Annotated in this window: 24 protein-coding genes; 7 read left to right on the top strand and 17 right to left on the bottom strand. The window is 41.7% G+C overall.

The features are described from left to right. The first annotated feature begins 656 nt into the window (after window positions 1–656). A complete protein-coding gene (locus C1E24_RS18050; RefSeq protein WP_138483888.1) occupies window positions 657–1,529 on the top strand; it encodes a hypothetical protein in 873 nt (290 codons plus the stop codon). A 190-nt stretch (window positions 1,530–1,719) separates the two neighbouring features. On the opposite strand, the gene C1E24_RS18045 is transcribed toward C1E24_RS18050, so the two are convergent. The 11 genes from C1E24_RS18045 to C1E24_RS17995 all read right to left on the bottom strand — a co-directional run bounded on the left by C1E24_RS18045 (window position 1,720) and on the right by C1E24_RS17995 (window position 13,824). Further along, on the bottom strand, window positions 1,720–1,959 hold the full coding sequence (locus C1E24_RS18045; protein WP_138483886.1) for a hypothetical protein: 240 nt from the start codon (window positions 1,957–1,959) through the stop codon (window positions 1,720–1,722). Between the two features lie 215 nt (window positions 1,960–2,174). Continuing rightward, on the bottom strand, window positions 2,175–3,161 hold the full coding sequence (locus C1E24_RS18040; protein WP_138483884.1) for a KAP family P-loop NTPase fold protein: 987 nt from the start codon (window positions 3,159–3,161) through the stop codon (window positions 2,175–2,177). A gap of 83 nt (window positions 3,162–3,244) precedes the next feature. Beyond that, the gene (locus C1E24_RS18035) at window positions 3,245–3,769 is read right to left on the bottom strand and encodes a P-loop NTPase fold protein (RefSeq protein WP_138483882.1); all 525 of its coding nucleotides are present in this window, start codon (window positions 3,767–3,769) and stop codon (window positions 3,245–3,247) included. A 517-nt stretch (window positions 3,770–4,286) separates the two neighbouring features. After that, complete coding sequence (locus C1E24_RS18030; RefSeq protein WP_138483880.1) at window positions 4,287–5,399, bottom strand: esterase-like activity of phytase family protein; 1,113 nt, start codon at window positions 5,397–5,399, stop codon at window positions 4,287–4,289. A gap of 450 nt (window positions 5,400–5,849) precedes the next feature. After that, window positions 5,850–8,234, bottom strand: a complete 2,385-nt coding sequence (locus tag C1E24_RS18025; protein ID WP_138483878.1) for a TonB-dependent receptor domain-containing protein — start codon at window positions 8,232–8,234, stop codon at window positions 5,850–5,852. Window positions 8,235–8,477: 243 nt separating this feature from the next. After that, entirely contained in the window at window positions 8,478–9,842 is a 1,365-nt protein-coding gene (locus C1E24_RS18020; protein WP_138483876.1) for a sulfite reductase subunit alpha, read from the bottom strand. Between the two features lie 21 nt (window positions 9,843–9,863). Next, complete coding sequence (locus tag C1E24_RS18015) at window positions 9,864–10,688, bottom strand: DUF4198 domain-containing protein (RefSeq protein WP_138483874.1); 825 nt, start codon at window positions 10,686–10,688, stop codon at window positions 9,864–9,866. Between the two features lie 8 nt (window positions 10,689–10,696). Beyond that, window positions 10,697–11,209, bottom strand: coding sequence for a DUF2271 domain-containing protein (locus C1E24_RS18010; RefSeq protein ID WP_138483872.1), 513 nt, complete (start codon window positions 11,207–11,209; stop codon window positions 10,697–10,699). 10 nt (window positions 11,210–11,219) lie between these two features. Beyond that, the gene (locus C1E24_RS18005; RefSeq protein WP_138483870.1) at window positions 11,220–11,816 is read right to left on the bottom strand and encodes a PepSY-associated TM helix domain-containing protein; all 597 of its coding nucleotides are present in this window, start codon (window positions 11,814–11,816) and stop codon (window positions 11,220–11,222) included. A gap of 240 nt (window positions 11,817–12,056) precedes the next feature. Further along, window positions 12,057–13,040: a catalase family peroxidase gene (locus C1E24_RS18000; RefSeq protein ID WP_138483868.1), complete on the bottom strand. Its 984-nt coding sequence runs from the start codon at window positions 13,038–13,040 to the stop codon at window positions 12,057–12,059. A 127-nt stretch (window positions 13,041–13,167) separates the two neighbouring features. Next, entirely contained in the window at window positions 13,168–13,824 is a 657-nt protein-coding gene (locus C1E24_RS17995; protein ID WP_138483866.1) for a glycine-rich domain-containing protein, read from the bottom strand. A gap of 154 nt (window positions 13,825–13,978) precedes the next feature. Between C1E24_RS17995 and C1E24_RS17990 the strand changes: the two genes are divergently transcribed. After that, entirely contained in the window at window positions 13,979–14,317 is a 339-nt protein-coding gene (locus C1E24_RS17990) for a gamma-glutamylcyclotransferase family protein (protein ID WP_138483864.1), read from the top strand. Window positions 14,318–14,375: 58 nt separating this feature from the next. Here C1E24_RS17990 and grxC read toward each other — a convergent pair whose 3' ends face one another. Beyond that, complete coding sequence (gene grxC, locus C1E24_RS17985) at window positions 14,376–14,627, bottom strand: glutaredoxin 3 (RefSeq protein WP_138483862.1); 252 nt, start codon at window positions 14,625–14,627, stop codon at window positions 14,376–14,378. A gap of 82 nt (window positions 14,628–14,709) precedes the next feature. On the opposite strand from grxC, the gene C1E24_RS17980 reads away from it, so the two are divergent. Further along, complete coding sequence (locus tag C1E24_RS17980) at window positions 14,710–15,627, top strand: AraC family transcriptional regulator (protein WP_138483860.1); 918 nt, start codon at window positions 14,710–14,712, stop codon at window positions 15,625–15,627. A 1-nt stretch (window position 15,628) separates the two neighbouring features. Further along, window positions 15,629–16,006 (top strand): DoxX-like family protein, encoded by a 378-nt coding sequence (locus C1E24_RS17975; protein WP_138483858.1) that lies wholly within the window; start codon window positions 15,629–15,631, stop codon window positions 16,004–16,006. Between the two features lie 77 nt (window positions 16,007–16,083). Here C1E24_RS17975 and C1E24_RS17970 read toward each other — a convergent pair whose 3' ends face one another. The 3 genes from C1E24_RS17970 to C1E24_RS17960 form a co-directional block, all read right to left on the bottom strand. Continuing rightward, a complete protein-coding gene (locus C1E24_RS17970; RefSeq protein ID WP_431188336.1) occupies window positions 16,084–16,554 on the bottom strand; it encodes a YHS domain-containing (seleno)protein in 471 nt (156 codons plus the stop codon). A gap of 110 nt (window positions 16,555–16,664) precedes the next feature. Beyond that, window positions 16,665–17,414: an MBL fold metallo-hydrolase gene (locus C1E24_RS17965; RefSeq protein WP_138483854.1), complete on the bottom strand. Its 750-nt coding sequence runs from the start codon at window positions 17,412–17,414 to the stop codon at window positions 16,665–16,667. Window positions 17,415–17,477: 63 nt separating this feature from the next. After that, window positions 17,478–18,629, bottom strand: coding sequence for a T6SS phospholipase effector Tle1-like catalytic domain-containing protein (locus C1E24_RS17960; RefSeq protein WP_138483852.1), 1,152 nt, complete (start codon window positions 18,627–18,629; stop codon window positions 17,478–17,480). 261 nt (window positions 18,630–18,890) lie between these two features. On the opposite strand from C1E24_RS17960, the gene C1E24_RS17955 reads away from it, so the two are divergent. Next, window positions 18,891–21,032 carry a TonB-dependent siderophore receptor gene (locus C1E24_RS17955; protein ID WP_138483850.1) on the top strand — a complete coding sequence of 714 codons (2,142 nt, stop codon included), beginning with the start codon at window positions 18,891–18,893 and terminating at the stop codon, window positions 21,030–21,032. Between the two features lie 69 nt (window positions 21,033–21,101). Then, window positions 21,102–22,199: a PepSY-associated TM helix domain-containing protein gene (locus tag C1E24_RS17950; protein ID WP_138483848.1), complete on the top strand. Its 1,098-nt coding sequence runs from the start codon at window positions 21,102–21,104 to the stop codon at window positions 22,197–22,199. A 44-nt stretch (window positions 22,200–22,243) separates the two neighbouring features. On the opposite strand, the gene astB is transcribed toward C1E24_RS17950, so the two are convergent. Beyond that, window positions 22,244–23,578 (bottom strand): N-succinylarginine dihydrolase, encoded by a 1,335-nt coding sequence (astB, locus tag C1E24_RS17945; protein WP_138483846.1) that lies wholly within the window; start codon window positions 23,576–23,578, stop codon window positions 22,244–22,246. A gap of 249 nt (window positions 23,579–23,827) precedes the next feature. Between astB and C1E24_RS17940 the strand changes: the two genes are divergently transcribed. Continuing rightward, window positions 23,828–24,682: a mechanosensitive ion channel family protein gene (locus C1E24_RS17940; RefSeq protein ID WP_138483844.1), complete on the top strand. Its 855-nt coding sequence runs from the start codon at window positions 23,828–23,830 to the stop codon at window positions 24,680–24,682. Between the two features lie 263 nt (window positions 24,683–24,945). Here C1E24_RS17940 and C1E24_RS17935 read toward each other — a convergent pair whose 3' ends face one another. Continuing rightward, window positions 24,946–25,188 (bottom strand): hypothetical protein, encoded by a 243-nt coding sequence (locus C1E24_RS17935; protein WP_138483842.1) that lies wholly within the window; start codon window positions 25,186–25,188, stop codon window positions 24,946–24,948. Between the last annotated feature and the right edge of the window lie 73 nt (window positions 25,189–25,261).

Raw genomic sequence — 25,261 nt, 5'->3', positions numbered from 1 at the left:
TGGTTTAACTAAACCTCGGTAGCAGCAGTTTTATGCCGCGATTTCTAACTGTTTTTAGTCATTCTGAACTTGTTTCAGAATCTATGCATGGCTCATCACCAGCCTTCAATTTAACTCTTTGTCGCGTTGGCGACGACAGCTATAAGCACTTGCACAGTTGGCAGCATTTTCGGTAGCAGCGGCTTTATGCCGCGACTTATCGTGCAAAATATGCGTTGCAAAGCAAGACTACTGTTGAAAAAGGTGAATCTTTCGTGTGTAGGCCGTGCTTTAGCGCGATCGGTTTGAAACTTATTTTCAATTTAACCTTTTGTCGCGTTGGCGACGACAACTAAGGGGAGGCTGCCGCCGACCGCTCGGGTATGACCTTCGCTCTGGACTTCCACTGCGTCCCTCTATCTCGCTTGTTCTTCAAACAATGCAATTGCTTATTTTCAGGCGAACTAAAAAGGGGAAGGGAGTTGCCTGTTGGTTCTGAGTTTATACGTGCTCAATGCAAGACCCTGTGAATTAAGCTTGCTCAGTTTGCAGTGTTTTTCGGAAGCCGGGGCTTATCTTGTAGAAATTCATTCCGTCTGAATTTTTTATTCCTTGAATTTCTGATTTTTGGGGATTATAATTTTTTGTTGGTTTTTTAAACATATATAAGGAATATTATGTACAAACTAATCATATTGACTCTAACTTTGCTAGCTTTACCTACCTATGCAAATAATTTAATGGGTTGTGATGGTTGTTCACAAAGCATCATGACTGAAAAAGTTAAAAGCAGAGCTAATTTCCTTCCTCCAGGTGTACACACTATAAATGTAATTGACACTCAAAATGCAAATTTCGAGCAATTTAAAGTAACAGTCTTTAGACATTCTGGCAGTAAAGTTCCAGGTAGCCCGCCTAGGATTGACGTTAAAGTTGAGAAATCTCCTTTAGAGCGCCAAATAGAAAGCTCATTAATTGAAGCTAAACGATATATGACTGATTTTAACAACCACTTGTCTAATAAGATTGTTTTAAATCAAGACTCTCCATATGCGACTTCAGCGGAAGCACTCAATGCAGGTTCATCATTTTCTAACTTTATAGATGATTATGTAAATAACCAACAGTCACAAATATTAGCTACAATCCAAGAGTTAAGAGCCGCTTTTAATCAAATGGCTGCAGATCTCAATGTAGGGGTCTCTGCTGTTATAAGTGTGTCAACTAGCTTAAAGACGGCAGCTGCAACGACAGTGGTATTTCCGGATGGTAGCTCTATAGAAGTAAATATTTCATTCAGAAACCACCTTTCTGAGGGGCTCGAAGTTGAAGTTAAAACAACAGAAAGAGCAAAAACGTCAGATGGAAAGTTAATTCCCACTGATAAATATCAGGCGAGGAACTTCAACACTTCGCAAAGCAATGTGACAGCATTAATTGATTGGTTTAATCAATTAGGTTTAGACACCCATGATGGTGGTGGTTCTTGTGAGTCTGAAGGTTTTAAATGTGATTCTAAATCATGTGTCGTTGTTTATAGGTGTAATTAAGTTGAAATGAGCAACCTTAACTATTGATGTGGAATACTCAATCGTTATTTGTGTAGGTCGAGCTTTAGCGCGACAGGTTTGAAATCAGCCTTCAATTTAACCCTTTGTCGCGTTGGCGACAGCAACCAAAGGGCGGCTGCCGCCGACCGCCCTCTGGACTCCCACGGCGCCCTTCATCACACTAAATCCTTCAAACAATAAATTGATATGAACGTACACGCCATGAAGGTACGTCCATGTACAAGCATGGCTTGGCTCGCATCCATGCAAGCACATTACTCATCAATTTATTCTTTTCAGGGTGTGATAAAAGGGAAGGGGAGTTGCCTGTTGGTTTTGTGAATAGGCTAAAAGCTGCAATATCTGTCACCAAAAATTCTAGAATTTGCATTTCGGTTGCAGCGGCTTTATGCCGCGACTTATCATGCAAAATATTCGTTGCGAAGCAAGGTTACTTTTGCGCAAGGTAAATTGAGCAATTCTAACTTTTGATGGACTTTTAACCTTTCCATCCATGGACTAAATCAGCCTTGCAGCGCATCCATTCGCTGACATTACTCATCAATTGCTTATTTTCAGGCGAGATAGAAGGGGAAAGGGCGTTGTCTGTTGGATTTGTGGATGATGTAAGCCATTCCGATTTATTTAAGATAATGAACTAGCAAGCTCAACTTTAGAAAAATAATCTTCTTCAGTCCAAACTTTAAAGTGCTGACTTTCATTTAGGTGTAATGCTAGATTACGCTGATAATTTTTAATCAGGTTTGCGCTAATATTATAATTTCCAGGCGGTTTTGACACTTTTAGAAGCTCCTGAATGTTTGAACCTAACCTCATCACAGCAAGACTAAAATCAAGTTTTGCCTTTATCAAGTTTCTATCTTGACTTGATTTGAGAGAAGACAAATTTTGTGGATTAGCATGAAGTAAAATACCATTTATATCGGTATTATGTTCATAACCAGTAATTAGTACTTTAGTTTTATTATGTAGGTTGAAGGTTGGGCTATTTTCAGAAGTATTTAGCTTTCTTTCTTTGTAGATTTGTGAGAATAAATCAGAGCTTGATTCTATGATCAATTGAAACAGAACTTGATAATCAAATAATATTTCTTCTTTGTGACTCTCAAATAATAGAATTGAGTCAAGTTTAGCTATCGCTTGTTCTAGTTTCCTCAAGCTTATATTGTAGATCTCAGCGATTAGCATTAAGTTCTGTGTAAGCTCTTCTATCTCTAAGTCGTTTTTTGATATTGTGCCTTTAGAGTCCATATTGTGTCGGAAATTCGGAATTGCCAATCCAATATTTAGGTTTTCTAGAATAGAGGTCTTTTCTAAGCAGCCTTTTATAAAGCCAGATAAATCCCCTTTAGGTATTGAAGCTGTTCGATTAAAGAACCTAGTCAGGTATTCTTCGCCATTGAAACCAGAACCATAGACTGCTTTTATCGAGTGGCTCAATTGCTTTGTATCGGTTGCGACAACGAAGACAAAATTTGGAGTTTCAAAAAAGTGCTTAATTATTTCTAGCATTTCGATTGCGTAACTAGGACGGCAACGATCAAGTTCGTCAATAAGAATAAATGCTTTAGCTTGCTCACCTTTGCTTATGAAGCGAATAAATTCGTTCATAATTTCTTTAGTTTGACGAATTGCTAAGTATTGCTTTTTGTAATTCTCTTTTAGACTTTTACCATACTTAGGTTCATCTACTTCTAAAGTTTTATTTTTTTATTTACTTTTAAATGACTTGCGATAGAAGTTAATGCTGTTGCATCTAAGCCTGTTTCCCATTCTTCATTTTTAGTTGAGATATATGCTGCAGCCACATCTAGAGAACTGTTATAAATTTTTTTAGTTAGTAGACTCAATTTTCCTAAGAGTTCAGACTGCTTAGCCTTGGCGTTTTCTCTTTTTTTACCTTCTTCATCAGTAATGTATTTTAAAAGTTGATCAGTTATTTCTGATAAAACAACTAATAGAGGGTCATCAGAAAAGTCTGATTCCCAAGCATCGATATAAACAGTAGGTAATTTATGATTAGCATGTAAGTCTGTGTAGAGTTGTCTCAAAAAGTGTGTTTTACCAGTGCCCCATTCACCATTTAAGTTTAGAACTAAAGAGCTTTTTTGATTACGAATATAGCTAGATAGAAACTCTCCATAATTTTTCCTTTGTAAATAGCAGTTCTGATTGTTCCAGTCGTATTCTTGGAATCTATTTTCAAGGTTTGAATTCATTGTTGTCCCTAGTCAATTTCAATTGGTTTTCATCTTATCTTTTATTATCAGGCTAGTCAGGCGGTTAGTTTTAAATATATGATTCACAGGCAACTACAATTCCCTTTTATCACACCCTGAAAATAATGAATTGATGAGTAATGTGCTCGCATGGATGCGAGCCAAGCCATGCTTGTACACGGACGTACCTTCATGGCGTGTACGTTCATATCAATTCATTGTTTGAAGGGTCTAGTGTGATGAAGGGCGCCGTGGGGTTCCAAGGGGAGACCGGCGGCAGCCTCCCCTTGGTTGTCGTCGCCAATGCGACAAAAGGTTAAATTGAAGGCAAATTTTAAACCTGTCACATTAAAGCATGACCTATAAAAGAGTTTTTAGGAGCAGTGTCGCTTTACCTCCATGTAGCTACGCCCATCGGGTATCCATACCCTCACTTCCTCGCGCTGCGGAACTGCGTTCCGGTCACTCGTCACCCTTGCGCAAAAGTAACCTTGCTTCGCAACGTGTATTTTGCACGTTAATCCGTAACCTCAAACAACAACACCTGATTCAATTGCGGGCCATGCACATTAAAATTATTATCCGCCACCATCAGCAAACTGCGATTGCCATTCGCTAAAGTCGGGCCAAACGTTAAACCCTCTAAGTTATCAATCTGCTTAGACCCTAACTTGTCAGTGATGGTCGCTAAATCTAATACCAAGGTTTTCTTCGCAGCTTTAAACGGCTGTTTTTTTAAAGAGGCAATGTTCGATGTGTCGGTTGCGTCTTGCGTATCGATTAAGTAAATACTCACATTATTGCCACCGTCTTTTAACCCTGACGTATAAGAGCGTTCCATGGTTAAAAATTGATGTTCACTGATTTGTAAGATCTCAACTAAACCTGTGGTACGAAATGCATCGGGTTTAGCGCCTTTGCGGTCTAAAAGTGGTTCAACATAATAGGCGAACTGTTTTTGCATTTGCTTGCTGGCAAAATCAAAGTGCGAAATACGCACCATGCTGCCGTGTTTTAAGGTGGCTTCTTCACCGTCTTGTTTTAATGTGCCTTCCATTGACACCCAAATACCTTTACCCGACATATCGAGTGTTACGCCTTCAAACACCGCGTTATGCCGTGGGCCGGTGTTTTTACCTATGTTAAACATGCTCGGCAATGCAAAAGTGGTTTGAGTTTGGTCTATGTCACCTTCGAGTGATTGCATAAAAATAGCAGGCGGCTTGTTGTATTTCACACTGCCTTCACTGGTCCAGACGATGCTGTTTTGCTTAGGGGCAGGAATTAAACTTTCAGGGTCGACAACACGCTTGCTCGATTTATTGCCCATTAGTGGTAATGACTTTTCGAATGTAATATTGCTGATTTTCGTGTTTTTTATCTCAGTACCATCGATACTGATTCTGGCTTGAAAATAGCGCGGCTTTTTATAATCATCAGCAATCATTAAATACTTGCCGTTTACGAACTCAATACTTGATAAACCACCGACTTTATTACCATCAACGCTTAACTCTGCAGGGATTATGTATTCGTCGAGAAAGTTAAGTTTGATAGGGGTTGTGTGTGCAAAAGCATTTGTAGAAAGCGTTGAAGATAACGCGAGAGCCGAAAATATTAAATTGCGCATTGTTTTACTGTGTCGAATAAAAATCTAAACGACGAATATACGTGGCTGAAGTTCAGATTGCATCTTTTTTGGGTGACGAGTGACCAGAAAAATGTATGGATCATTTTTGAACAGCGAAGCTGGTCCGTAGGATGAAAGGCAGGAAGCCTGCAATTATGCGAAGTTTCGCAGCGCGAGGAAGTGGAGTTATGGATGACGACAGGCAGAGGTTTCAAGGATGAATTTCTGCAAGAGGCTATTTGAAAACAGATTTCAAACCTGTCGCCATAAATGACGACCTACAGAATTAACCGCAGCTGTGGTTAAAATTGCGCAATTCGCAACGTGTATTTTTCACGATAAGTCGCGGCATAAAGCCGCTGCTACAGGAAAAGTATCCCGTAGCAGCGGTTAAAACTGCTTATTTCACGTTGCGCAAAAGTAACCTTGCTACGCAACGTGTATTTTGCACTAGAATTTTACATTAACACCTAACCAGATGTTTCTCGCTTTGTCTTTCACATTGTAGTCATCAGTAAATACTACTTCACTTACTACGCCACGGCCGCTTGAATAAGTGAACTCGCCGTCACCATCAAGGTCTGCGTAATCAACGCTGTAAGACGTAAAGTCAGTATCTAGTAGGTTGTTGATACGGGCAAACACAGTGACGTTTTCGTTTAGGTTGTATTTCGCACCTAAGTGAAGCAGTTGGTAGTTTTTGTAGTACAGCGGTTTTTCTAGCGTGCTATCCCAACCTCGGTAACGGTCTGAACGCACTTCTGCGTTAAGTGTTATAGAAAACTCGTCCGTCACTTGCCAATCAAGCGTTGCGTTTGCCATGTGCTCAGCGGTATTTGTTAGCGGTTGGCCTTCTCTAGGGCCACTCTTTTGTTCGCTGTCAGTCCATGTGTAGTTTGCGTATAGAGACACTGCATCGTTAAACGCATAACGACCTGCGACTTCTAAACCTTGGATCTCAACTTTGTCGATGTTGATCTTTTGGCTATAGCTGTTGTAACCCAATTCGTCGTACTGACCTAGATTCACGCATGGCTTAACATTGCTGGTCGCAGTACAGCTTTGAATGCGGTCACCACGGGCAATTTTGTCTTCAAACTCTGTTGTGAAGTAAGTGATATTGAAGTTGTGCTCTTCACTTGGGTGATTCCAGTAAAGGGCAATTTCGTTGTTGGTACTTGTTTCAGGTTTTAGATCTGGGTTACCTGCAAACGGTGAGGTACCTTGACCGCCGAAACCAGTAATACCGTTGTACAAGTCAGTCGTTTTTGGGGTTTTATAACCTGTGCTGATCCCGCCTTTTACAGTCCAAGCTTCACCAAGTTCGTAAACACCGTAAAGACGCGGTGAAGTTTGGCTACCAAATACATCATGGTTGTCGTGGCGTACACCCACAGTAACAGTTAGTGGATCAGCAATATGCCAGTTATCTTCAACAAATAGGGCGGTCATTTTGTGTGCTTGTAAGCCTTGTGTTTCGCCCGATTCCATACCGAAAACACCGTCTTGTAATTCCCCATCAACCAGTTGGCCGCCAATCACAAATACATGGTCGCCCGCTAAATCGTCTACAGGAATATCAACACGCGCATCGAGTGTGTACTGGTTGCTGTTTAGTGTACGTTGAGGGCGTGGTAAGAAAGTACGCTCAGCTAAGTCTTTACGTGCTGCTTCGTCTAGGTTGGCATACTCACCCGTGCCATCGTACATAGCTTGTAATTGCTTACGCTCCGCAACCGATAGCGGCATTGTACGGCCATTGTTGTCGGTATCGACATACGCTAAAGAAACAAATGTTGTGAAATCGTCAAACTCGCCATTGTGGGTTAATGACCACCAAGTTCTGTCAAACTCTTGATCTGCAGCATAACCCGCGCGAGGGTTTACGACACCTCTGCGATCTTGCCAGATAGATTCAATGTTGTCTTTGGTGCCTAACGGGTAAGTTATGCGGCCAGTTTCAATATCGTAATTAGGTGTGTTGTCATACTCTTGATTCGATACATCGTAATCAAAGGTAATGGTGTTTTGCTCGTTTGGCGTGAATACAAACGTGGCACCTAATTGTGTGTTGGTGTTATCAACGGTTTTACCACCACGGCCAAAACCAAGTTCGCGGTGATGCACTTTACCATTTGCGTCGACAGAAGGTGCAAATTCAGGGTTAGATGCTTGACGCTCGTATACGCTGCCGCGCGCAGAGAAGTTAACTAAGCCTTCGATAAGTGGGCCGAAAACACTGAAATCAGTGGTGATGTCATCGCCAAATTGCTCGTTTGTTTGAAAGCTGCGACCGAAATCAATGCTGCCAGTCCATTCGTTCAATGACTTTTTGGTGATGATGTTAATTACACCACCCATAGCATCGGCACCGTAAAGAGTCGAAGCAGGTCCTCTGATCACTTCAATACGCTCAATGGCACTTTTTGGTGGAATGTGATTAAACGCGTTACCACCAAAGTTGTTTGGATAAATATCACCATGGTTGTTTTGGCGCTTACCATCGATGAGCAATAAGGTGTACTCACCGGTTAAACCACGCATGCTTACGCTACCTTGACCAGTTTTGTCGCGCGTAGTGCCCACATCGACACCTTCTTGATACTTAACGGCATCAAGTAGGGTTGTGTAAGACTGACCTTGAATGTCTTCAGCGGTAATTACAGAAATACTTGCTGGTGCGTCAGGTACTTTTTGCTCAAAACCTGTTGCAGTCACAACGATGCGTTCCATGTCATCTTGTTCAGCTTTAGGTGCTTGTTGAGCCAGTGCAGAAGTGCTTAATGTCGCAGCAATAAGCGAAGAAAGTGCGCAGAGTTTAAAAGGTGTGTTCATCTTGAGAGAGCCTAGTTTATTGCTATTAATGAAATTTTTTGCGTACTGTAAAGGCTTAAATCTGAAAAGTAAAGCTAATTGATAATTGTTTTCATTATCATGGGCGGGGTTGTTATCAAATGGTTGCGATGTTATTTAACTTTATGATTTAAAGTGAATAAAAGGGGGCTTAGTGTTATGAAAGCTTAGGTAAGATACTAAGCTTTCTTTGTAGTGATAGTATGTAATGGAGAAGGTAATTACTTAATACACATCTTTGCGGTAAAGTCCTTGTCTTTCTAATCTCGATAATACGGGTTGACCCAATATATCAATTAACATGCTTTCAACGTCTTTTGCCATACCTTGTAAGCTGCCACAGATAAAAACCGCCGCCCCGTTATTGACCCAGTCTTTTAACTTTGCCTGTTGCGCTAATATGGCATCTTGTACATATCCAGAATGACATCGACCTACTTTTATTTTGTTATCAGCGGTCTGCCTAGAAAAAGCGAGGTCGATTTCAGTTAAATGCTTGGCATTAAACCATTCGGCGAGCTCCTGGTGCCAAGGTAAATCATGTTCTGCGCAACGCTCACCGTAAAGTAGCCAGTTTTCGTGATGTTGCTTAAGCTCTCGATGTTTTAAATGGCCTCTAAGCCCTGCTAAGCCGCTGCCATTTCCGATCAAGATGAGCTTTGTTTGCTCGTCTAATGGATTAAATTTAGGGTTTGCTCTTATTGAGAATGCTTGCGCACTGTTTAAATTAGCTTGGTGGCAAAGCCAGCCAGAGCCGATGCCAAGCTCACCTGTTGGATGTTTTTGTTCTCGCACCAGCAGCTTTAAACTTTGCTCTTGTGGCACACTGGCAATACTGTACTCGCGAACGGTATCTTTAATGTGTAAGCGAGCAATGTCACCGGCTTGCCATGTTAAATCACTGGGCACAGCGAGATTTATTTCAAATAAAGGGGCGCCTGGGCTATTGATATTTACTTGCTGACGGCCAGTAAGTTTGAGCTGCTGAATAGGTAGCTTAGTAGACGACAGCGTTGAACGAGGCACAGCTTCTGCTAGCAAACCTTTGTTTAATAAGTGTGAGTACCATTCATTAATACTGTTTTCATCAAGCTTGTCGACTAAAATTGGTTTAAACAAGGGTTTACAGTGTTTGCTTTGTAGTGCTTGATTGAGCGCTAGGCCAAATTGACAATATTGGTAATATGCTTTGTCTCCAAGCGCAAGAACTGCGTAATTTAGATGAGCAAGTGTGCTTTTAAATGTGTCTAATTTACCCAGAAAATGCCTACCATTATCAGGGGCTTCGCCTTCACCATAAGTGCTGGCGATAATTAATAGGGTGTCGGCTTGTTTTAATTGGTGCTCGGTCACTTGGTTAAGTGAAATACAAATTGCAGGGTCGCCCTGACCTTCTAGTTTTACATGTAATTCACGGGCGAGTTGCTCACCAGAGCCGCTTTCACTTGCATAGGCAATGAGCGTTTTTGCGCGGCGCTCTTTATGATTTTGCCATTTAGCAATAATGACTTTGCGATAGCAAAGCAGCGTAAAGGCAAAATAGCCGACCAAAAGTAGGCCGGCTTGTACAAAGGGAGATGCGTTTAGCATATTGGGTAATTAAAGCTCAAGTTAATCAGGTAAAACTTCTAACACAGCAACATAAGTACCGCGGCGCACAGTCGCAGGTGCCGAGGCTTTATTATCTTGGTACTCTGCTTCGAAGAAGTAGCGGCCTGCGCCATTCCAATTAAGCGTTACAACCCCATTTTCATCTGCTTTTACGCTGATCTCTTGTTGCGCATTGCGATAGCGAGTGCCTTCACGAATAGCAACGACTTCAGCACCAACAGCAGGCTTGCCGTCAATTAAAAACTTAAACTTAGCTGCTTCACCCGCATAAAGCTCATTCGGGTGGGTAATGGCAATCAGTTCTAGGCCTTTGTTTGTTGCTTGTAATGTTTTTTCGGTCGGTGCACCCAAAGTTACAAAGGTTTCCATACGACGAGAAAACTGGGTAACGGTTAGCTTGTCAGCATCTTTTGGTACGCGTTTTTTAAACTCTTCCATAGAGAAGGCTTCGCCACGGCCTGGGTACCATTTACGTTTACCGTCTTCATACCATCTGGCAAATAGGCCATTGCTTGCAGTAAATACTTTATAAGTGCCTTCTTGGGTTAAGGCTAAATCGAACACATGACGATATTTGCCTTTGTGCATATTCTCGACCTCAGTCGGTGTGCCATCAGGTGCATGCACTTTAACGCCCGAGAAACGACCCGGATTGTAGTTAGATAAAAAGATGTCATTCGATACTGCTGCATCAAAACTGACCCAGCGGTTTTCACCCGAAAGCTGTGTTTCTTGCGGTACGATCCAAGCTCGGTGGGCGTTTACGTTAAAACAGCTTGCAGCTAGGCCCGCCAATAATAGCGATTTAAGAAGGGTTACTTTCATGGTGTTTCCTATGGGTTAATCGTGAATGAAATAGCGCCGAGCTCAGAGTTACCGGCTTGTTTAAATGTGGTTGTTTTAGTTTGCGGCCAAGTAAAAGGCAGATTAATGAGTTCGCGACCACCCACTTCGCGAGCGGCTTCAACACGCAGGCGATAATTACCTGCTGGGAGGTTTTGAAGTTGAGCTTGCTCTAAAGAAAAACGCATTTGGTGTGTGCCTGGCCCGCGGGTCGCACCGCTCATGCCATCAACAGGTAAGTCAAGGTTACGGCCCGTTCTACGCCACCACTGACGCATATCTTTAAGCCATTTTTCGCCTTCGTTATTACGCATATCAACGTCGTACCACACAGCTAAATTACTGACAACTTTGTTGCTGTCATTTTCAATCCAAACAGCGACATAAGGCTTGTGATATTCGGCAACTTGTAATCTTGGCAGCTCAACAGAGACGCTGAGATCTGAGGCGAAGCTCGGAGCCGCGGCCGCAACAAGTAAAAGTGGGGCAATATAATGTTTCATCAAACGCTCCTTAATGCGCACTGAGAATTAAAATAATGACAGGGAAAACCGCACCTGCAACGACCAAAGGCCAAGTGCTAGGGCGTTGATTTGCATAGCGAATAAGTAACCAAAAACCACTGATTGAAAACACAATGCAAAGCACAGAAAAAAAGTCGATAAACCAGCGCCATGCTGTGCTGGTATTACGGCCTTTGTGCAAATCGTTAAGATATGAGATCACACCGCGGTCGGTGTTTTCATACACTAGTAACCCACTATCAAGCTCGATACTCAACCAAGCATCTCCACCAGGTTTGGGCATACCTAAATACACCTCGTAGTCATCCCACTCGGCATCTGTTTTTGGGGTTGTAATGTTGTGCTCGTTTATCAAAAATTGTCTAACGGCTTGAGGAAGTGGGCCGCTATCACGATTGTTAAGTGTTTGTTTAATGCCTTCACTAAGCTCGACTTCTAACGTAGTTATCACTGGCGTGGCTTTTATATCTGCGGCATGGTTGAGAGTGATCCCCGTTACTGCAAATAACAGCATACCGACCAAGCATAATGCGGATGTGATCCAGTGCCATTGTCTGACAGTGCCAAGTAAATTTGAAAGTTTCATTATTAAATACAACGAGCTGACGACTATTTTATCTCGCGCAATTATACATATGAAATTCTAAATGAGAAGGGTTTTTATTTGTGTTTATTGTGGGTTCGAAGTTGTTTTCTAGAGTAATTAAGGCGAAAGATGAATATCTAAAAATGATTAAGTGTTGTTACCGATTGGTATCATTTTCAGAGTGTTGGCTGATGAGCCTAGAAAAGCATCCCACTGCTTTTCAGGCTCAAGCAAAAGGGGTTACTGGCCGCTTAAGCGTTTACCAAATGAAATGGCGTAAGCCATTGAACGCATTTTTAATACTGGATCGTCACTGGCCGTAAAGCCTTGAGAAATCACATTGGGGTCAAAGTTGATTGGCGTACAAGCATCTCCGCCAGATTGTTTAAGAACTACTTTACCCAGAGCGACTTGTGCTCTGTCTGCTGGCCATTGAACAGAAGGGTCAATTACTGCATCTTGCTTTTCACCAATCACTGCATTAAGCGTAAAAGATACAGTACCTTGAGTAAGTTGATTGGCGAGCTTATCAGCTAAGAAAGCGGGCTTAAGCTGCTGGGCTTGCTCTTTTGATAGTGTTTTTACACCTAGGTCTGGTGTAAGTTGCCAACGGAATTTTACTTGGTCAGCGCCATTACCATAAAAGAAAGTATGTAAACCAAAAAACTCAGTGTTGGCATATGAGGCCGGTGTTTTAGCTTGTGCATTCCATGCCACATTGCCTTGCACGCTCGGGTTATTCTTAATGTATTCTTGGGTTTTCTTTGGATCGCGCTTACCATTTTCATCGGGCAATAAGGTTGATAAAAAGCCAAAGAAGGTCTCGGGATCTTTGCCTGCAAAAACCGGGAAGTTATTACCGGTAAAGATGTGTCGAGCGCCACCCGGTAAGTTAATTTGCATGCCCATACCACGCGTACCCGTTGTGCGTTCGTCTGCGATTGGGTTACCACCACCCATTGAAAACCTTAGTGTGACGGGGAGCGCGCCGCTACTTAAAAGAGGCGCACTTTTGAATAAGTTAGATTGCGTATTGGGTTGAAATTCTCCGGTAGCACATACACCAGAGGCATGGGCTTTACGAACGCCTGGGTGTTTACCGTTTAACTTTTCGAATAATTGAATAAATTCATTTGCGGATACAGGTTTTTCTGGAGCAGCAATGATTTGGCCTGAAAAAATAAGCGCGACTGCAGCGCTATAAACGTAAGTATGTGTTGTCATATCGATTACCTGACGGTGACTTAATTATTTATTTGAATAAGCTAGTACTTTGCTAGACAGGTAATCGATTTAATTAATTTCAAATTTGCGTTATTTAGCGCATTTTGAGCGATTTTTAGCAGTTTTATTAACTACCCCCTCCGCAGCCACCCCCAGAACAGCCCCCAGAATCACCACCCCCGTTGGCAGTACCGCTTGAGCCACATGAAGCAGAGCAACCTATATGTGTCGCACAATAACCCTCTTTACCGACCCCTTGGCAATTAAGTTGATACTTAAAACCATCTTCGATATCAAGTAAGGCATCTATTGCGAATAAAAGTGGTAATCGGGTCGGTTTTAGAGGAGAAATTCTTTCTTTCGCACATGCTAGTTTCCAAGCGGTCTTTATGCCTTGTTGAGCTGATTTGGGAGAAGACATGGCTTCGGCTGGATGGTGGTGTAAAAAACGACCAAACGCTTTTTGGCAAAAGTCCTGATAGAACTTAGTAAACAAAATGAGTTCATGCCATGCCACATCAACAACCTGCGAAGGCATTGAAACGGGCTTACCTTTGGCTAATAAATTTACATGGAACCATTCTCTCAAGCCGCTTTCTACTGTTTTTAACTGTTCGTCGGACAGATGCGGATAGCGGCTTTTAACCGTCTGCAAAACCTTTGCAGGTACTTTAAAATTTATTATGTGGGCTTTTCTTTTAGCTAATCGTTTTGATTTAAATTTGAATGCAGTAAATAGCAATACCAGCACTGTAATAATGCCTATTAAAATGGTTGCTTCCATAGCGTGTCTTTAGGTTCATTATTTTTATTTATCAGCACTGTATCAGAAAAGCGTACCGATTTGGCAGTATTAATTTTTGTGATAATCGCACAAAAGCTGTTCGGTAAATCACCTTTCTTCTATGTTTTAACTCTTAAAAAAACGGGATTATAAAGTGGAAAAGTTATTTGTATATGGGACGCTCGCGCCGGGCAAGCCAAATGAGCATATTTTGCAGGAAGTTGAAGGTGAGTGGTTGCCTTCGACTGTCAAAGGGGACCTGCATCAAGCAGGGTGGGGAGCTGAACTCGGTTTTCCTGCAATTAAACTAGATGATGCAGCTGGTGAAGTCTCAGGTCTGTTATTTTGTTCTCATACCTTAAAAGAACGCTGGGCCATGCTGGATGAGTTTGAGGGTGAACAGTACGAGCGGGTTATTGTGAATGCAACCCTTGAGAGCGGCGAGCAAGTTCAAGCATACGTTTACTCACTGGCTTCATCGAAAAGTGCGTAATTAAATCTTAAATAACGCGACCAATAAAAAACGGGCGAGTCAGACTTCGCCCATGATTTTAAGCGCGTTTTAGCTTACCTAGCTTATTCACATAAGCTTGAAAGTCATCAAATCCACCTATGTGCTGGTCATTAATGAATATCTGCGGCACAGTTCTTCGCCCGCCGCTCAGCTTAACCATGTTGTTAAAAGCATCTTGGTCATCCGATACTTCAATTTCTTTGTACTGCCAATCTAATTTGGCTAGTAACGCTTTGGCTGCCTTGCAATAAGGACAGTAGTCTTTATGAAACAATGTGATGTTGGCCATATTCAGATCCGGTTTGCTTAATTTGTACAAGCAAGTTTAAATAGAGCCCATTTATTGCACTATGTCTTAATATTCGAAAATCATGTCCGAAAGTCCAAATATATACTTAAATGACCCCGATCCTTTGAGTGTGCTGTTGAAGCGCTTGTCACTTAACGCTGAGGTGTATGTGAACGGCGATTTTTGTGGCACGTGGGCCGTTGATACATCAGGTAGTCGTCGTATTCCATTTCATTTAATTGGTGATGGTGAGGCCTGGTTGCATATTAATGGTGAGGTTACGCAACTAAAGAAATGGGACTTGGTGATTTTTCCGCACGATCATCAACATATCATTGCCAACTCTGCAGATAAGCCTGATGAACAGTTAATAAATGCCCCAATGAGTAATGATGGCGCAGTAACCAATATGGTCTGTGGCTTTTTTGAATTTAAGCATGCTCAGATGAACCCGCTATTAGACGCAATGCCTGAGGTGATCCATCTTCAAGCAAGAACAAATACTGATGATGCTAAAACCCGCAGGTTGATTGAAATGATGATTAACGAGTTAAAGCAGGCTAGGGTAGGATGCTATACCGTGGTTGATCAATTGGCTTATTTGCTTTTTATTGAAGTTTTACGACAACAAGTTGAAACAAGTGCATTAAATTCAGGGCTATTAGCTGCGATGTTTGATATGCGAATAGGCAAGGCATTGAATGCCATTCACCAAAACCCACAACGCAATTGGCAGTTACAAGCATTGGCCGACGAAGCGCTGATGAGTCGCTCGAACTTTTCTGACAAGTTTACAAGTCTGGTTGGTTTAAGTCCGATGAAGTATTTAGTTAAATGGCGAATGGTTGAGGCATATCGTTTGCTTGTGAATACCGAGAAAAGTGTTGCCGATATAGCACAGCTCAGTGGCTATGAATCAGAAGCGGCTTTTCGTAAAGCATTTAAACAACACCAAGGTGAAGCACCGGGTGCGGTAAGAAGTGAGTCTAATAGGATTTAGCATGACAACAGTTCAAATAGCCCGTTACATGATTACTTTTGTGTGGTTGTATCACGGTATTTTTCCAAAGCTTGTGCATGTTGCGCCACTCGAACAGCTCATGACGGGCAGCATAGGTTTTTCAGATGACATCTCTTATTTAATTACCAAGGCGGCGGGTATTGGCGAAGTGATATTTGGTTTGCTATTTTTCGTTTTTTATAAAACTAAGCTTATGAATATCTTAAATATACTCGCATTGGCTTTTTTATTACTCTCGGTTGCAATGCTTCAACCACAATTGTTAATTGAAGCTTTTAATCCAGTGACCACAAACTTGCCAATCATGGTATTTAGTTTTGTACTCTTAAATGAAATCAAGCAAGGTAAGTTAAAATAGACTTAGCAGTTAATACAAAAAAGTCAGGCTAAGTTCCCTGAGACTAGCCTGACAAGCAAACTTTAAGTGGCTCGCACTTAAAGTTTGTTAGGGTCGACCTCTTCTACCTCTGGCCATTCTGAGTTGGCTTCAAGAATGTGCTTAGGTACGTTTTCAGCCCAAGCCTTATAAACGTCCAAGTTTTTGTTTACATATAGCTTGCCGTCAACGACTTCAAATGCCTTACCGTCGATGTCGAATTTTTTACCAAATGTCATACCGTATGCGCAGAAGCCACCATATTGAGGGGCGTACTTAGCTGGGTTTGTGTTAAATAAGTCTCTATTATCAGCTGATGCGAAACGGTAAATTGCGTCGTTATATACGGCGGTAAACTTTGCGCTACCAAGAACAGGTTTACCTTCTGTGAAGTAACCAATTACATCGTGACCCGCTAAAATAACGCCATTTTGATCTGTTTCAGTATCGTGACCTGCATGGGCGATTGATGAAATACCGATTAAAGCCACGGCTATTGCTGTTTTGAAAGAAGTGAATAAAGCCATCAGATTTGCTCCAAGTGTTCAAGTTGCTGATAGCTTAACCAGTGAGCAAATTTGCTGATATATCCAAACTGCCAGAATGTATGTCGAAAAATCCGAATCGTTTAAACCCAGTGCTAATGGATGTTAAGTGCTTTCTTAAACTTATATTTTACAGAGCGCCAATGGGTCATTGGGGTGGTGGGCGCTGACTCTATCAAACTGTCGAAGTCTATATCAGCAAAGTCTAATTCGCCGTCGTGAGCCAAAATAACAGACTTAGGCTGAAGTAATTTAATGGCCAGCAACGAGTTGCGGTAATGTCGCGGATAAAACAGTGGAAATGGTGGTATTAATTCACCTTTAACTTTAACCATTAAATCAGCCACATAAACACGCTCTGATGGAATATGATAAGCGGCAATATCGCGGTCGGTGTGACCAGGAATGTGCATGACTTGCCAGTCATCAAAGCCTGGTATGGTCATGCCGTCTGCGAGAAAATGGTCGGCTCGCAACTTTCTTGGGTAAAACAGGTTTTGCTTTTTCTTCCCTTTTCGACCAGCAACATAAAGCGCGAGTAGCATATCAGTCCAATGCATTAATACGCCATCAAGCCCTCGATACCAATGCCCGGGAGCATTACATGCAGCAATCTTTGCCCCAGTGGTTTTAGCGAGTTTATGTGCGCCACCGGCATGATCAGGGTGCATATGAGTTACTAGAATGACTTTTAAGTCGCCAATGGCACGATTGAGTGTTTGCGTTATAAAGCTCAGTACAATGTCATGATCTGCACGACAGCAACCATCAAGTAGCATGAGTTTATCTTGATATTCAACAAGATAAATTGTTTGTATATAACCTTCTATTTGATGGATTTTCATGAAAGATGCTCCCTAACGCACTATGCATTTTCTTATAACTCATCTGACCACTTTGTGCAAAATTTAGTGCTCATCTAATTCAGCATAGCCTTGTGCTTTTTGTACAGAGTGTTCTGTCACACAGGAAAATGCCTGCAAAGGTCGAGCAAAATCATGCCACAAATGGTGTTCGATTTGCTCAAGAGAATTTGGTTGGTAATTGTTATCTAAGTTAACCCTTTTGGCGACACTGTGGTGCACCACAGGCGTTAAGCTAGGGTCGATTTTATTGTCTTTCATTACACAACAAACTCTGTCATCTAAGGTTAGCCAATCAATAAAAAAAGTGCGGGTTTGTTGATGGTTAAGGCCTAACGCATTAGGAGATAGAGATAAATCGTCGTGACTGATGGTGCCTTGAAGTGCGTCAGGGCAAGCTTGTTTGAGACAATCACCATCAGTGATGCCTAAAGTAAAGCGGGGTAAACCATGAGACTGTTGCATATGTTTGAGCCAATTAATGGCATAACAAAGTGCTACATCAGCGAGGCCATCCATTTTATATCCGCCTCCAACATCTGAATGAGCACCAGCAAACCAAATTTCAGTGATCCTATTTGGATCATGGTTCATCAGTGTTGGCTGAAAGGCTTTACGCTTTTCATCAAGACTGACTAAATGAGTAGCGTGTTTTACTAGGTTTGAAATAGTTCGACCATGCTCAAAAACGACGGAGAATTTAGGGCGTTTGCGAGTGCTTATGTCGGGCAGACCGATGCTCGCAACGGTGTCGAATACACATAAAAAAATGAAAGGAGGCGTGTCGTCATTGTTAATGGCACGCTCAATCAAAGAGACAAATCGCCTTGCTAAAGCAGCGCCGCGAGAGAACCCAGTTATTAATACTATGTCACCCGTACGATAGTGGTTTAAAAAGTCATTTCTCGCTTTGTTTAGAATGTATGACACATCCCATGAATTAAACGCTAAGCCTTGATTAATAAAGCGGTTAAACCAGCCGCCATACGTACCTACCCCTTGATAGTAAAAGCAATGTTCGATGTTGTTGCGATTAGACTGGCCATAGTGCTCGCCATCGCGGTGCAGGTTACCACCCATTAAAAAGTGCAGTTTTAAGATATTACTGATACTGGCATCTTTTTGTTCATCATATTGTTTTGCATCTTCAGGCTCATTGCCTGTGCCATCAAAATTAAAAACGATCAGCCTGCTCATTCTCTTCCTTAGACAATGTATTTTTAGCAATAAAGGCTATTAAGCGCTTTATTTCGGATTAAGTCTCTAGAGTAACCCCCCACAGCATGCAAGGACATTGCTCTCCTAGGTGACTGATTACTATATCAATTGTCTTTTTTCATTGCACCATTTGCTTATTCATAGATGAAATAGTTCTTATTTTTGCAATTGATTTTGCGAATCAATCTCATTTGCATTATATTGCGTCGCGATTCAATAATAACCAATTTAGGCTCTCTTATGACAAGTCGTGTATTTAAGTTAAGCGCTCTATTCGTTGCTACTTCAGCAATTCTTTCTGGTCATGCTTTTGCGGATGATGGCAAAAAAGACATTGAGAAAATCCAAGTATTAGGTGACAAGCACAGTAACTATTTGGCAGTTGAAGCAGAAACAGCCACTAAGCTAGGTATTTCAATTAAAGAAACACCGCAATCTGTTCGAGTGGTGACGCGTGCGCTGATGGACGACTTTTCATTAGACGATGTGAATCAAGTACTAGAAACGACACCGGGGGTGTCAGTAGAGAAGATAGAAACAGACCGGACTTATTACAAAGCACGTGGTTTCGATATTCTTAACTTTCAGGTAGATGGCTTAGGCTTACCACAAGAGCGAGGCTCACTTCAGGGCACACTAGATACAGCGATTTATCAGCGCATTGAAGTTGTAATGGGTGCAAACGGCATGATGACAGGTGCAGGTAACCCATCAGCAACAGTTAACTTTATTCGTAAACGCCCAACAGCCGATTTACGTACTGATGTGTCAGTAACAGCAGGCTCTTGGTCAAATAAACGTGTTGAAGCAGATGTGTCTGGCAGCTTTAATGATATGGTTTCTAGCCGCGCTGTGGTGGTTAAACAAAAGCGTGACTCTTATTTAGACCGTTACGCGGTAGATCGTGAAGTATTTTATGGTATTACTGAATTTGCTTTAACAGATACAACGACTTTAACGACCAGTTTAACGTATCAAAGTAATGATGCTGACAGCCCACTTTGGGGCGCATTAGCTTTATTTGATAATAAAGGTCAACCAACAGACTATGATGTTTCAACTTCAACAGCAGCAGATTGGGCGTATTGGAACAACACCTCAAAACAAGCTTTTGTTGAGCTTGAACAATATATTGGCGACGAGTGGAGTGTCATTGCACGCTACGCGCATACGCAAAACGAGCAAGACTCAAATTTATTTTATGTTTATGGCACGCCAGATTCAGAAACAGGCTTAGGTCTTACAGGTTATGCCAGCGATTATCAACTACGCGACCGAGTCAATTTATTTGATGTGTATGCGCGCGGAAGCTTTGAGTTATTTGGTCAAGAGCATCTCGTGGCCTTTGGTGCCAGCGAAGCCGATATGTATTACTTTGACCGCTCTTTATATGATTATCAAACCGGTAATGGTTTCCCGCCAATGCCTAACATGAATGAGTGGGATGGTGTTGCACCTGTGCCAACTTTGGTTGATGTGAACCCTGCAGCCCCGGGCTCGGATGTACATAGTGAACAAAGTTCTCAGTATGTATCTGCGCGTTTTTCTTTAACTGATGATTTAAAGCTACTTGGTGGTCTTAGATACACAAACTGGGAAACACAAGGGTTATCATATGGTAATGATAAGAGTCGTGAAGAGAGCGATACAACGGGCCATGTTGGCTTAGTTTATTCAGTGAATGACGATATTAATGTGTATTCTTCACACAGCGAAACCTTTGCGCCACAAACTGAAAAAGACATTAATGGTTTACAGTTGGCACCAATTGAAGGCGACACTCAAGAGGTGGGTGTAAAAGCTGAGCTATTTGATGCCAGACTCATGCTAAATGTAGCATTATTCAACGCAGAGCAAGTGAACATTGCAGTTGCAGATGTGGCAAACTCGACTCCAGATAAAACAGTTCACAAAGCGGCACCAGGCATTCAATCGAAAGGGTATGAAATCGAACTAAGTGGTGAGCTTGGCTATGGCTTCAGCGCTAACCTAGGTTATACCAACACAGATATTGACGTGTCAGACACTATCAATGCTGGCAATATTGAAGCGCAACTTGTGAAAGACTACACACCAAAACAAGTATTTAAGCTAGCTGTTAAACATGATGTTGAAGCCATTGAAGGGTTAAGCTTTGGTATGAACATGCGTTGGCAAGATGAGATCAGCCGCATACAAAGCCCTCAACCTTTAGTTGTCACTAAGCAAGACGCCTATGCGATTGTGAATTTTATGGCAAGCTACGACATCAACGAGCAAGTTAACCTGACCTTCAATGCCAATAATGTATTTGATGAGAAGTACATTAACTCACTGTATTGGGCACAAGGCTTCTATGGTGCACCTCGTAACTATGCATTGACTTTAAATTGGTCATTGTAAGTTTATAAAAAATTTAAGGCCGCTTATGCGGCCTTTTGTGGTTTATGACCATATGAGGGGCAATCGAAAATGAAAAAAACACTTCATCTATGGCATCGCTATCTTGGATTAGTCGTCGCCATTCCACTTATCATTATTTCTTTAACAGGCAGTATTTTAGTTTTTAAAGAAGAACTTGATCATTGGTTAATGCCAGAACTTGCAGTGGTTAAGGGCGAAACAGGGAACAGACTAAGTTATGACGAGTTAAGAGCTGAGCTCAACAACCAGCTTCAGGGTTATGAAGTTGGCAGTTGGGAAGTCTTTGATGATGGTATAACAGCAGATCGTGTATATGTGCTCAAGCACGGTACGAGTGAATGGTTTAAAGTCTATCTTGAACAATACCAAGGTGTTGTGCGCTCTGAGCCCGTTGCGGTCAATCATTACTTGACTGACTGGCTGCTCGATTTGCACTATAAGTTTTTGATTGGTGATACCGGGCTGTGGGTTACAGGTGTCGCATCACTCATTTTGCTTTTTATGGGCATTTCCGGGCTAATTATTTATCGTCAGTTTTGGAAAAAGTTTTTTACTCTGAGACTGAAGGTAAAGCGCATTGCATTATTTAGCGATATTCATAAGTTAGTTGGCATTTGGTCAGCGCCTGTTTTATTGGTGATTGGTTTCACAGGGGTATATTGGAATATTTCTGAGATCATTCATCATGAGCTTGAGCATAGTGAAGAACATCAATATGTGATAACGGAAAGACTCTACAATCACCAGCTTTCACTCGATAAAATGGTGGCAGAATCAACTCAGCAAATGGGTGGGTTTAGGCCAACTTATTTGCTATTTCCTTATGAGCCTGAACTTCAAGTCACATTCTTTGGAGAAGTAAGCAATACCAGTTTTGTCACCAGCGAATATGCTTCTATGGTCACCTTTAATAAGCAAACAGGTGCGCGCATGCCAAATTATGATATTCGTGAAGCGCCGTTTTTTTTAGTCGCTGTTGATAGCTTTCGCAAGCTTCACTTTGGGTACTTTGCCGGTCTACCTAGCCGAATTATTTGGTGTGTAATTGGTTTAACACCGCTTATCTTTGCTATTACAGGCTGCTATTTGTGGCTAAAAAGAAGAAGACCGAAGAAGCGTTTATCAGCAAAAACACAATTAGCTTAGAAGTGTAAAAGCCAGAACCGTTTCTGGCTTTTAAATTAATTAGGCTACAGTTGAAAGTTGTATACCGAGCCTAAGCTCATAATTTGCGTAAGCTCATCTAACGCTTGTTGAGACTCCCGCATTAAACTTGGATCTGCTAAATCAGCTTCAACCAAGCGATCACGATAATGTTTATTTACCCACTGGGTTAATCTGTCGTATAGCGAATCGGTCATTAAACAATTTGGGTTAACTGCGTTTAATTCTTGCTGTGATAATGCAACCCTTAATCTCAAACAAGCCGGCCCTCCGCCATTTTGCATACTTTGTTTTAAGTCCATATAAATGACTTCGTTGATAGGGTTGCTGGCTTGGCAAAGTGCCGCCAAATAGCGCTCTACTGTATCGATTGTTTGGCATTCGCTCGGTGCAATCAATGCCATCCCCCCATTTGGCAAGCTAACTAATTGGCTGTTAAAGATATAGCTTTTTACAGCTTCATCAACACTCAAGTCTGCGTCAGTGACTTCGATTAAATGTAAAGGGCGCGTGCCAGTGTAATTTTGTCTGATTTGCGCAATGACTTTTTTCTGTTGATAGAAAGCCTGCTCGTGAAATAAAAAGACATTTTCATTACCAATGGCAATCACATCGTTATGGAATACACCTTGATCTATGACTTCTGGGTTCTGCTGAATATACAGGGTTTGTGCTGGATCTAGTAAGTGACTGCGGGCAACTGCCTCACTGGCTTGGCGAGTTTGCCTTGCTGGGAAAACTTGCGGTTTTACTTTGCTATTCATGTCTTCGCCATATACAAAAAGCGCTAACCCAGGATGACCATAACTGTCAGCTAAACGGGTATAGTTTGCGGCGCCTTCATCACCAAACAAAACATGTTGAGGCAAAGGGGCATGATGCGTGAACACAGAATCGTCCGAAAAAGTGGCTTTTAAAATTTTGCTGGTGGTTTTGGCTTCAATGGCTCGGTGAATTTTATTGTTCAAATTCGCTGGGGTGAAATGCACTTTTCCGTCGCCACTGTCTGCACTCGGTGACACGGTTGCTGCATTGGCTGTCCACATAGAGGATGCTGAATAACAGGCTTTCAAAAATTGCGGGGCTGATTTTGCAGCTTGTGAAATAACATTGGCATCTGAGCCTGAAAAGCCAAGACTTCTTAATGTGATTAAATCAGGTCGAGCATTGGGCGCCAATACACCTTGCTGTAACCCCATCTGGCTAAGCGTATGCATTTTTTCTAAACCTTGTAGCGCAGCTTTTTTTGGATTTGCGACTTTATTGGCATTCGACTTAGATGCCACGTTGCCATATGACAGCCCGGCATAATTATGTGTTGGTCCAACTAACCCATCAAAATTAACTTCAGTGTAATTCATAGTTGCCTCATTGTGGTGCAGTCGTGCACTAATTCAGTGTTGTTTTTATCCCGATAGTTAGCTCTATAATTAAAAACTCAATTATTTCATTGGTTTATTTTTGAATTAACTACATTTAGCTATAATTAGTTCAAGCTATGTGCCAAGCGGCTTTAATAAATAGAATAAAGACGATTAATCTATATATTTCTATGGCTGTGACTGAGCCACAATAGTCAATAAGTGGTACAGACCTAAAAAGGATAAATTATGCTCGCGAAATTAAGTGCGCTTTTGAACCATGCCATTTTCACATTCAATGAAGAACCCCTCACGGTCGGTGAAGTACTGATCATTCCTTTATGGTTGATATTGAGCTTTTGGCTGGTGCGAGTGATCGTTAAATCTGTCGAAAAGCGTTTAACAGCGAAAAAGCGTGACCCCAATATCATTCAGCTAATTCGTAAAATCATCGTCATCGTGTCTTTGGCGATTATCTTCTTAACGACGCTGTCGATGCTTAATGTGCCGATCACGGCCTTCGCGTTTTTATCAGGGGCGATAGCCATTGGCTTTGGTTTTGGTGCGCAAAACATCATTAATAACTTTATTAGTGGCTGGATATTAATTGGTGAAAAGCCCATTCGCATTGGTGATTTCTTAGAGGTTGAGGGCGTTAAGGGTATTGTTGAAGAAATAAATACCCGTTCAACACGAATTCGCCGTGTTGATGGCGTGCATATGCTTATCCCAAACAGCAAATTGCTCGAAAATACGGTGGTAAACTGGACGCTAAGAGACAGATTAGTGCGTGGTACGGTGAGAATAGGCGTGGCTTATGGGTCTGATTGTGAGCAAGTTGCGAAGCTAATGTTAGCTGCTACGAAAGCCCATGACAAAGTGTTGGATGACCCCGAGCCTTCCGTATTTTTCTTAGATTTTGGTGATAATGCATTGGTCTTTGAGTCTTATTTTTGGATCAACTCAACTGTAGAAGGGGGGCTGAGACTAGTTTCGAGTGATATTCGTTTTGCCTTAGATAAAGCATTTAAAGACGCTGATATCGTGATTGCCTTCCCACAAAGAGATATTCATATCGATGGTGAATTGAAAATCACTAAATGAATTATTTTTAACAAAACAAACCTCATCACAAGGCCTCTCAGGAAGAAGGTTTTTTTTATGTAATCTATTGTGACAGGCACTTATAACATTAGGTTTTTTAACTTAGATACTCGGTACTCATTAGAGTTGAATACTAAGGTTTGAGAATCCAATTGCTTTGTATATTGAGTCCCGTGTTATTTTTTGAGCTTGCACAAGTGATTTATTTCCGCCGTAATAAATGGGTGAGTTAAACTGACATAGACATAATTCCTCAATGCTGTTCAGCTATTGCCGATCAGCATATTACTGAATAACACCAATGCATAGCCAAATACAGCACCAAGCGGAGGCCCCCAATGTTTCTTGAGCTTAGACTGCGGGGCAATATCTTGGAAAATTAAGTATAAGATCCCGCCAGATGCAAAGAGCATAATAGCGCCTAACATGGCTGCATGTCCCGCTAATACATAATACCCAAACAACCCAGCTAAAGGGCCTAATGGCACCAGTAAAAACATAATCATCAAAGTGGCTTTAGTACTTTTATTTTGTTCTTTTAATTCACGAAAAGCATTATGTTCTGCGCAACTAAATCAG

This window comes from Pseudoalteromonas phenolica, assembly GCF_005876835.1.
Classification (GTDB): domain Bacteria; phylum Pseudomonadota; class Gammaproteobacteria; order Enterobacterales; family Alteromonadaceae; genus Pseudoalteromonas; species Pseudoalteromonas phenolica_B.
This window is presented reverse-complemented; position numbering and strand designations above follow the sequence as displayed.

Bases quoted from the DNA above. Each gene is read 5' to 3' on its own strand.
- C1E24_RS18050 (WP_138483888.1), top strand. From the start codon at position 657: ATGTACAAACTAATCATATTGACTCTAACTTTGCTAGCTTTACCTACC.
- C1E24_RS18040 (WP_138483884.1), bottom strand. From the start codon at position 3,161: ATGAACGAATTTATTCGCTTCATAAGCAAAGGTGAGCAAGCTAAAGCA.
- C1E24_RS18035 (WP_138483882.1), bottom strand. From the start codon at position 3,769: ATGAATTCAAACCTTGAAAATAGATTCCAAGAATACGACTGGAACAAT.
- C1E24_RS18030 (WP_138483880.1), bottom strand. From the start codon at position 5,399: ATGCGCAATTTAATATTTTCGGCTCTCGCGTTATCTTCAACGCTTTCT.
- C1E24_RS18025 (WP_138483878.1), bottom strand. From the start codon at position 8,234: ATGAACACACCTTTTAAACTCTGCGCACTTTCTTCGCTTATTGCTGCG.
- C1E24_RS18020 (WP_138483876.1), bottom strand. From the start codon at position 9,842: ATGCTAAACGCATCTCCCTTTGTACAAGCCGGCCTACTTTTGGTCGGC.
- C1E24_RS18015 (WP_138483874.1), bottom strand. From the start codon at position 10,688: ATGAAAGTAACCCTTCTTAAATCGCTATTATTGGCGGGCCTAGCTGCA.
- C1E24_RS18010 (WP_138483872.1), bottom strand. From the start codon at position 11,209: ATGAAACATTATATTGCCCCACTTTTACTTGTTGCGGCCGCGGCTCCG.
- C1E24_RS18005 (WP_138483870.1), bottom strand. From the start codon at position 11,816: ATGAAACTTTCAAATTTACTTGGCACTGTCAGACAATGGCACTGGATC.
- C1E24_RS18000 (WP_138483868.1), bottom strand. From the start codon at position 13,040: ATGACAACACATACTTACGTTTATAGCGCTGCAGTCGCGCTTATTTTT.
- C1E24_RS17995 (WP_138483866.1), bottom strand. From the start codon at position 13,824: ATGGAAGCAACCATTTTAATAGGCATTATTACAGTGCTGGTATTGCTA.
- grxC (WP_138483862.1), bottom strand. From the start codon at position 14,627: ATGGCCAACATCACATTGTTTCATAAAGACTACTGTCCTTATTGCAAG.
- C1E24_RS17980 (WP_138483860.1), top strand. From the start codon at position 14,710: ATGTCCGAAAGTCCAAATATATACTTAAATGACCCCGATCCTTTGAGT.
- C1E24_RS17975 (WP_138483858.1), top strand. From the start codon at position 15,629: ATGACAACAGTTCAAATAGCCCGTTACATGATTACTTTTGTGTGGTTG.
- C1E24_RS17965 (WP_138483854.1), bottom strand. From the start codon at position 17,414: ATGAAAATCCATCAAATAGAAGGTTATATACAAACAATTTATCTTGTT.
- C1E24_RS17960 (WP_138483852.1), bottom strand. From the start codon at position 18,629: ATGAGCAGGCTGATCGTTTTTAATTTTGATGGCACAGGCAATGAGCCT.
- C1E24_RS17955 (WP_138483850.1), top strand. From the start codon at position 18,891: ATGACAAGTCGTGTATTTAAGTTAAGCGCTCTATTCGTTGCTACTTCA.
- C1E24_RS17950 (WP_138483848.1), top strand. From the start codon at position 21,102: ATGAAAAAAACACTTCATCTATGGCATCGCTATCTTGGATTAGTCGTC.
- astB (WP_138483846.1), bottom strand. From the start codon at position 23,578: ATGAATTACACTGAAGTTAATTTTGATGGGTTAGTTGGACCAACACAT.
- C1E24_RS17940 (WP_138483844.1), top strand. From the start codon at position 23,828: ATGCTCGCGAAATTAAGTGCGCTTTTGAACCATGCCATTTTCACATTC.
- C1E24_RS17935 (WP_138483842.1), bottom strand. From the start codon at position 25,188: ATGATTATGTTTTTACTGGTGCCATTAGGCCCTTTAGCTGGGTTGTTT.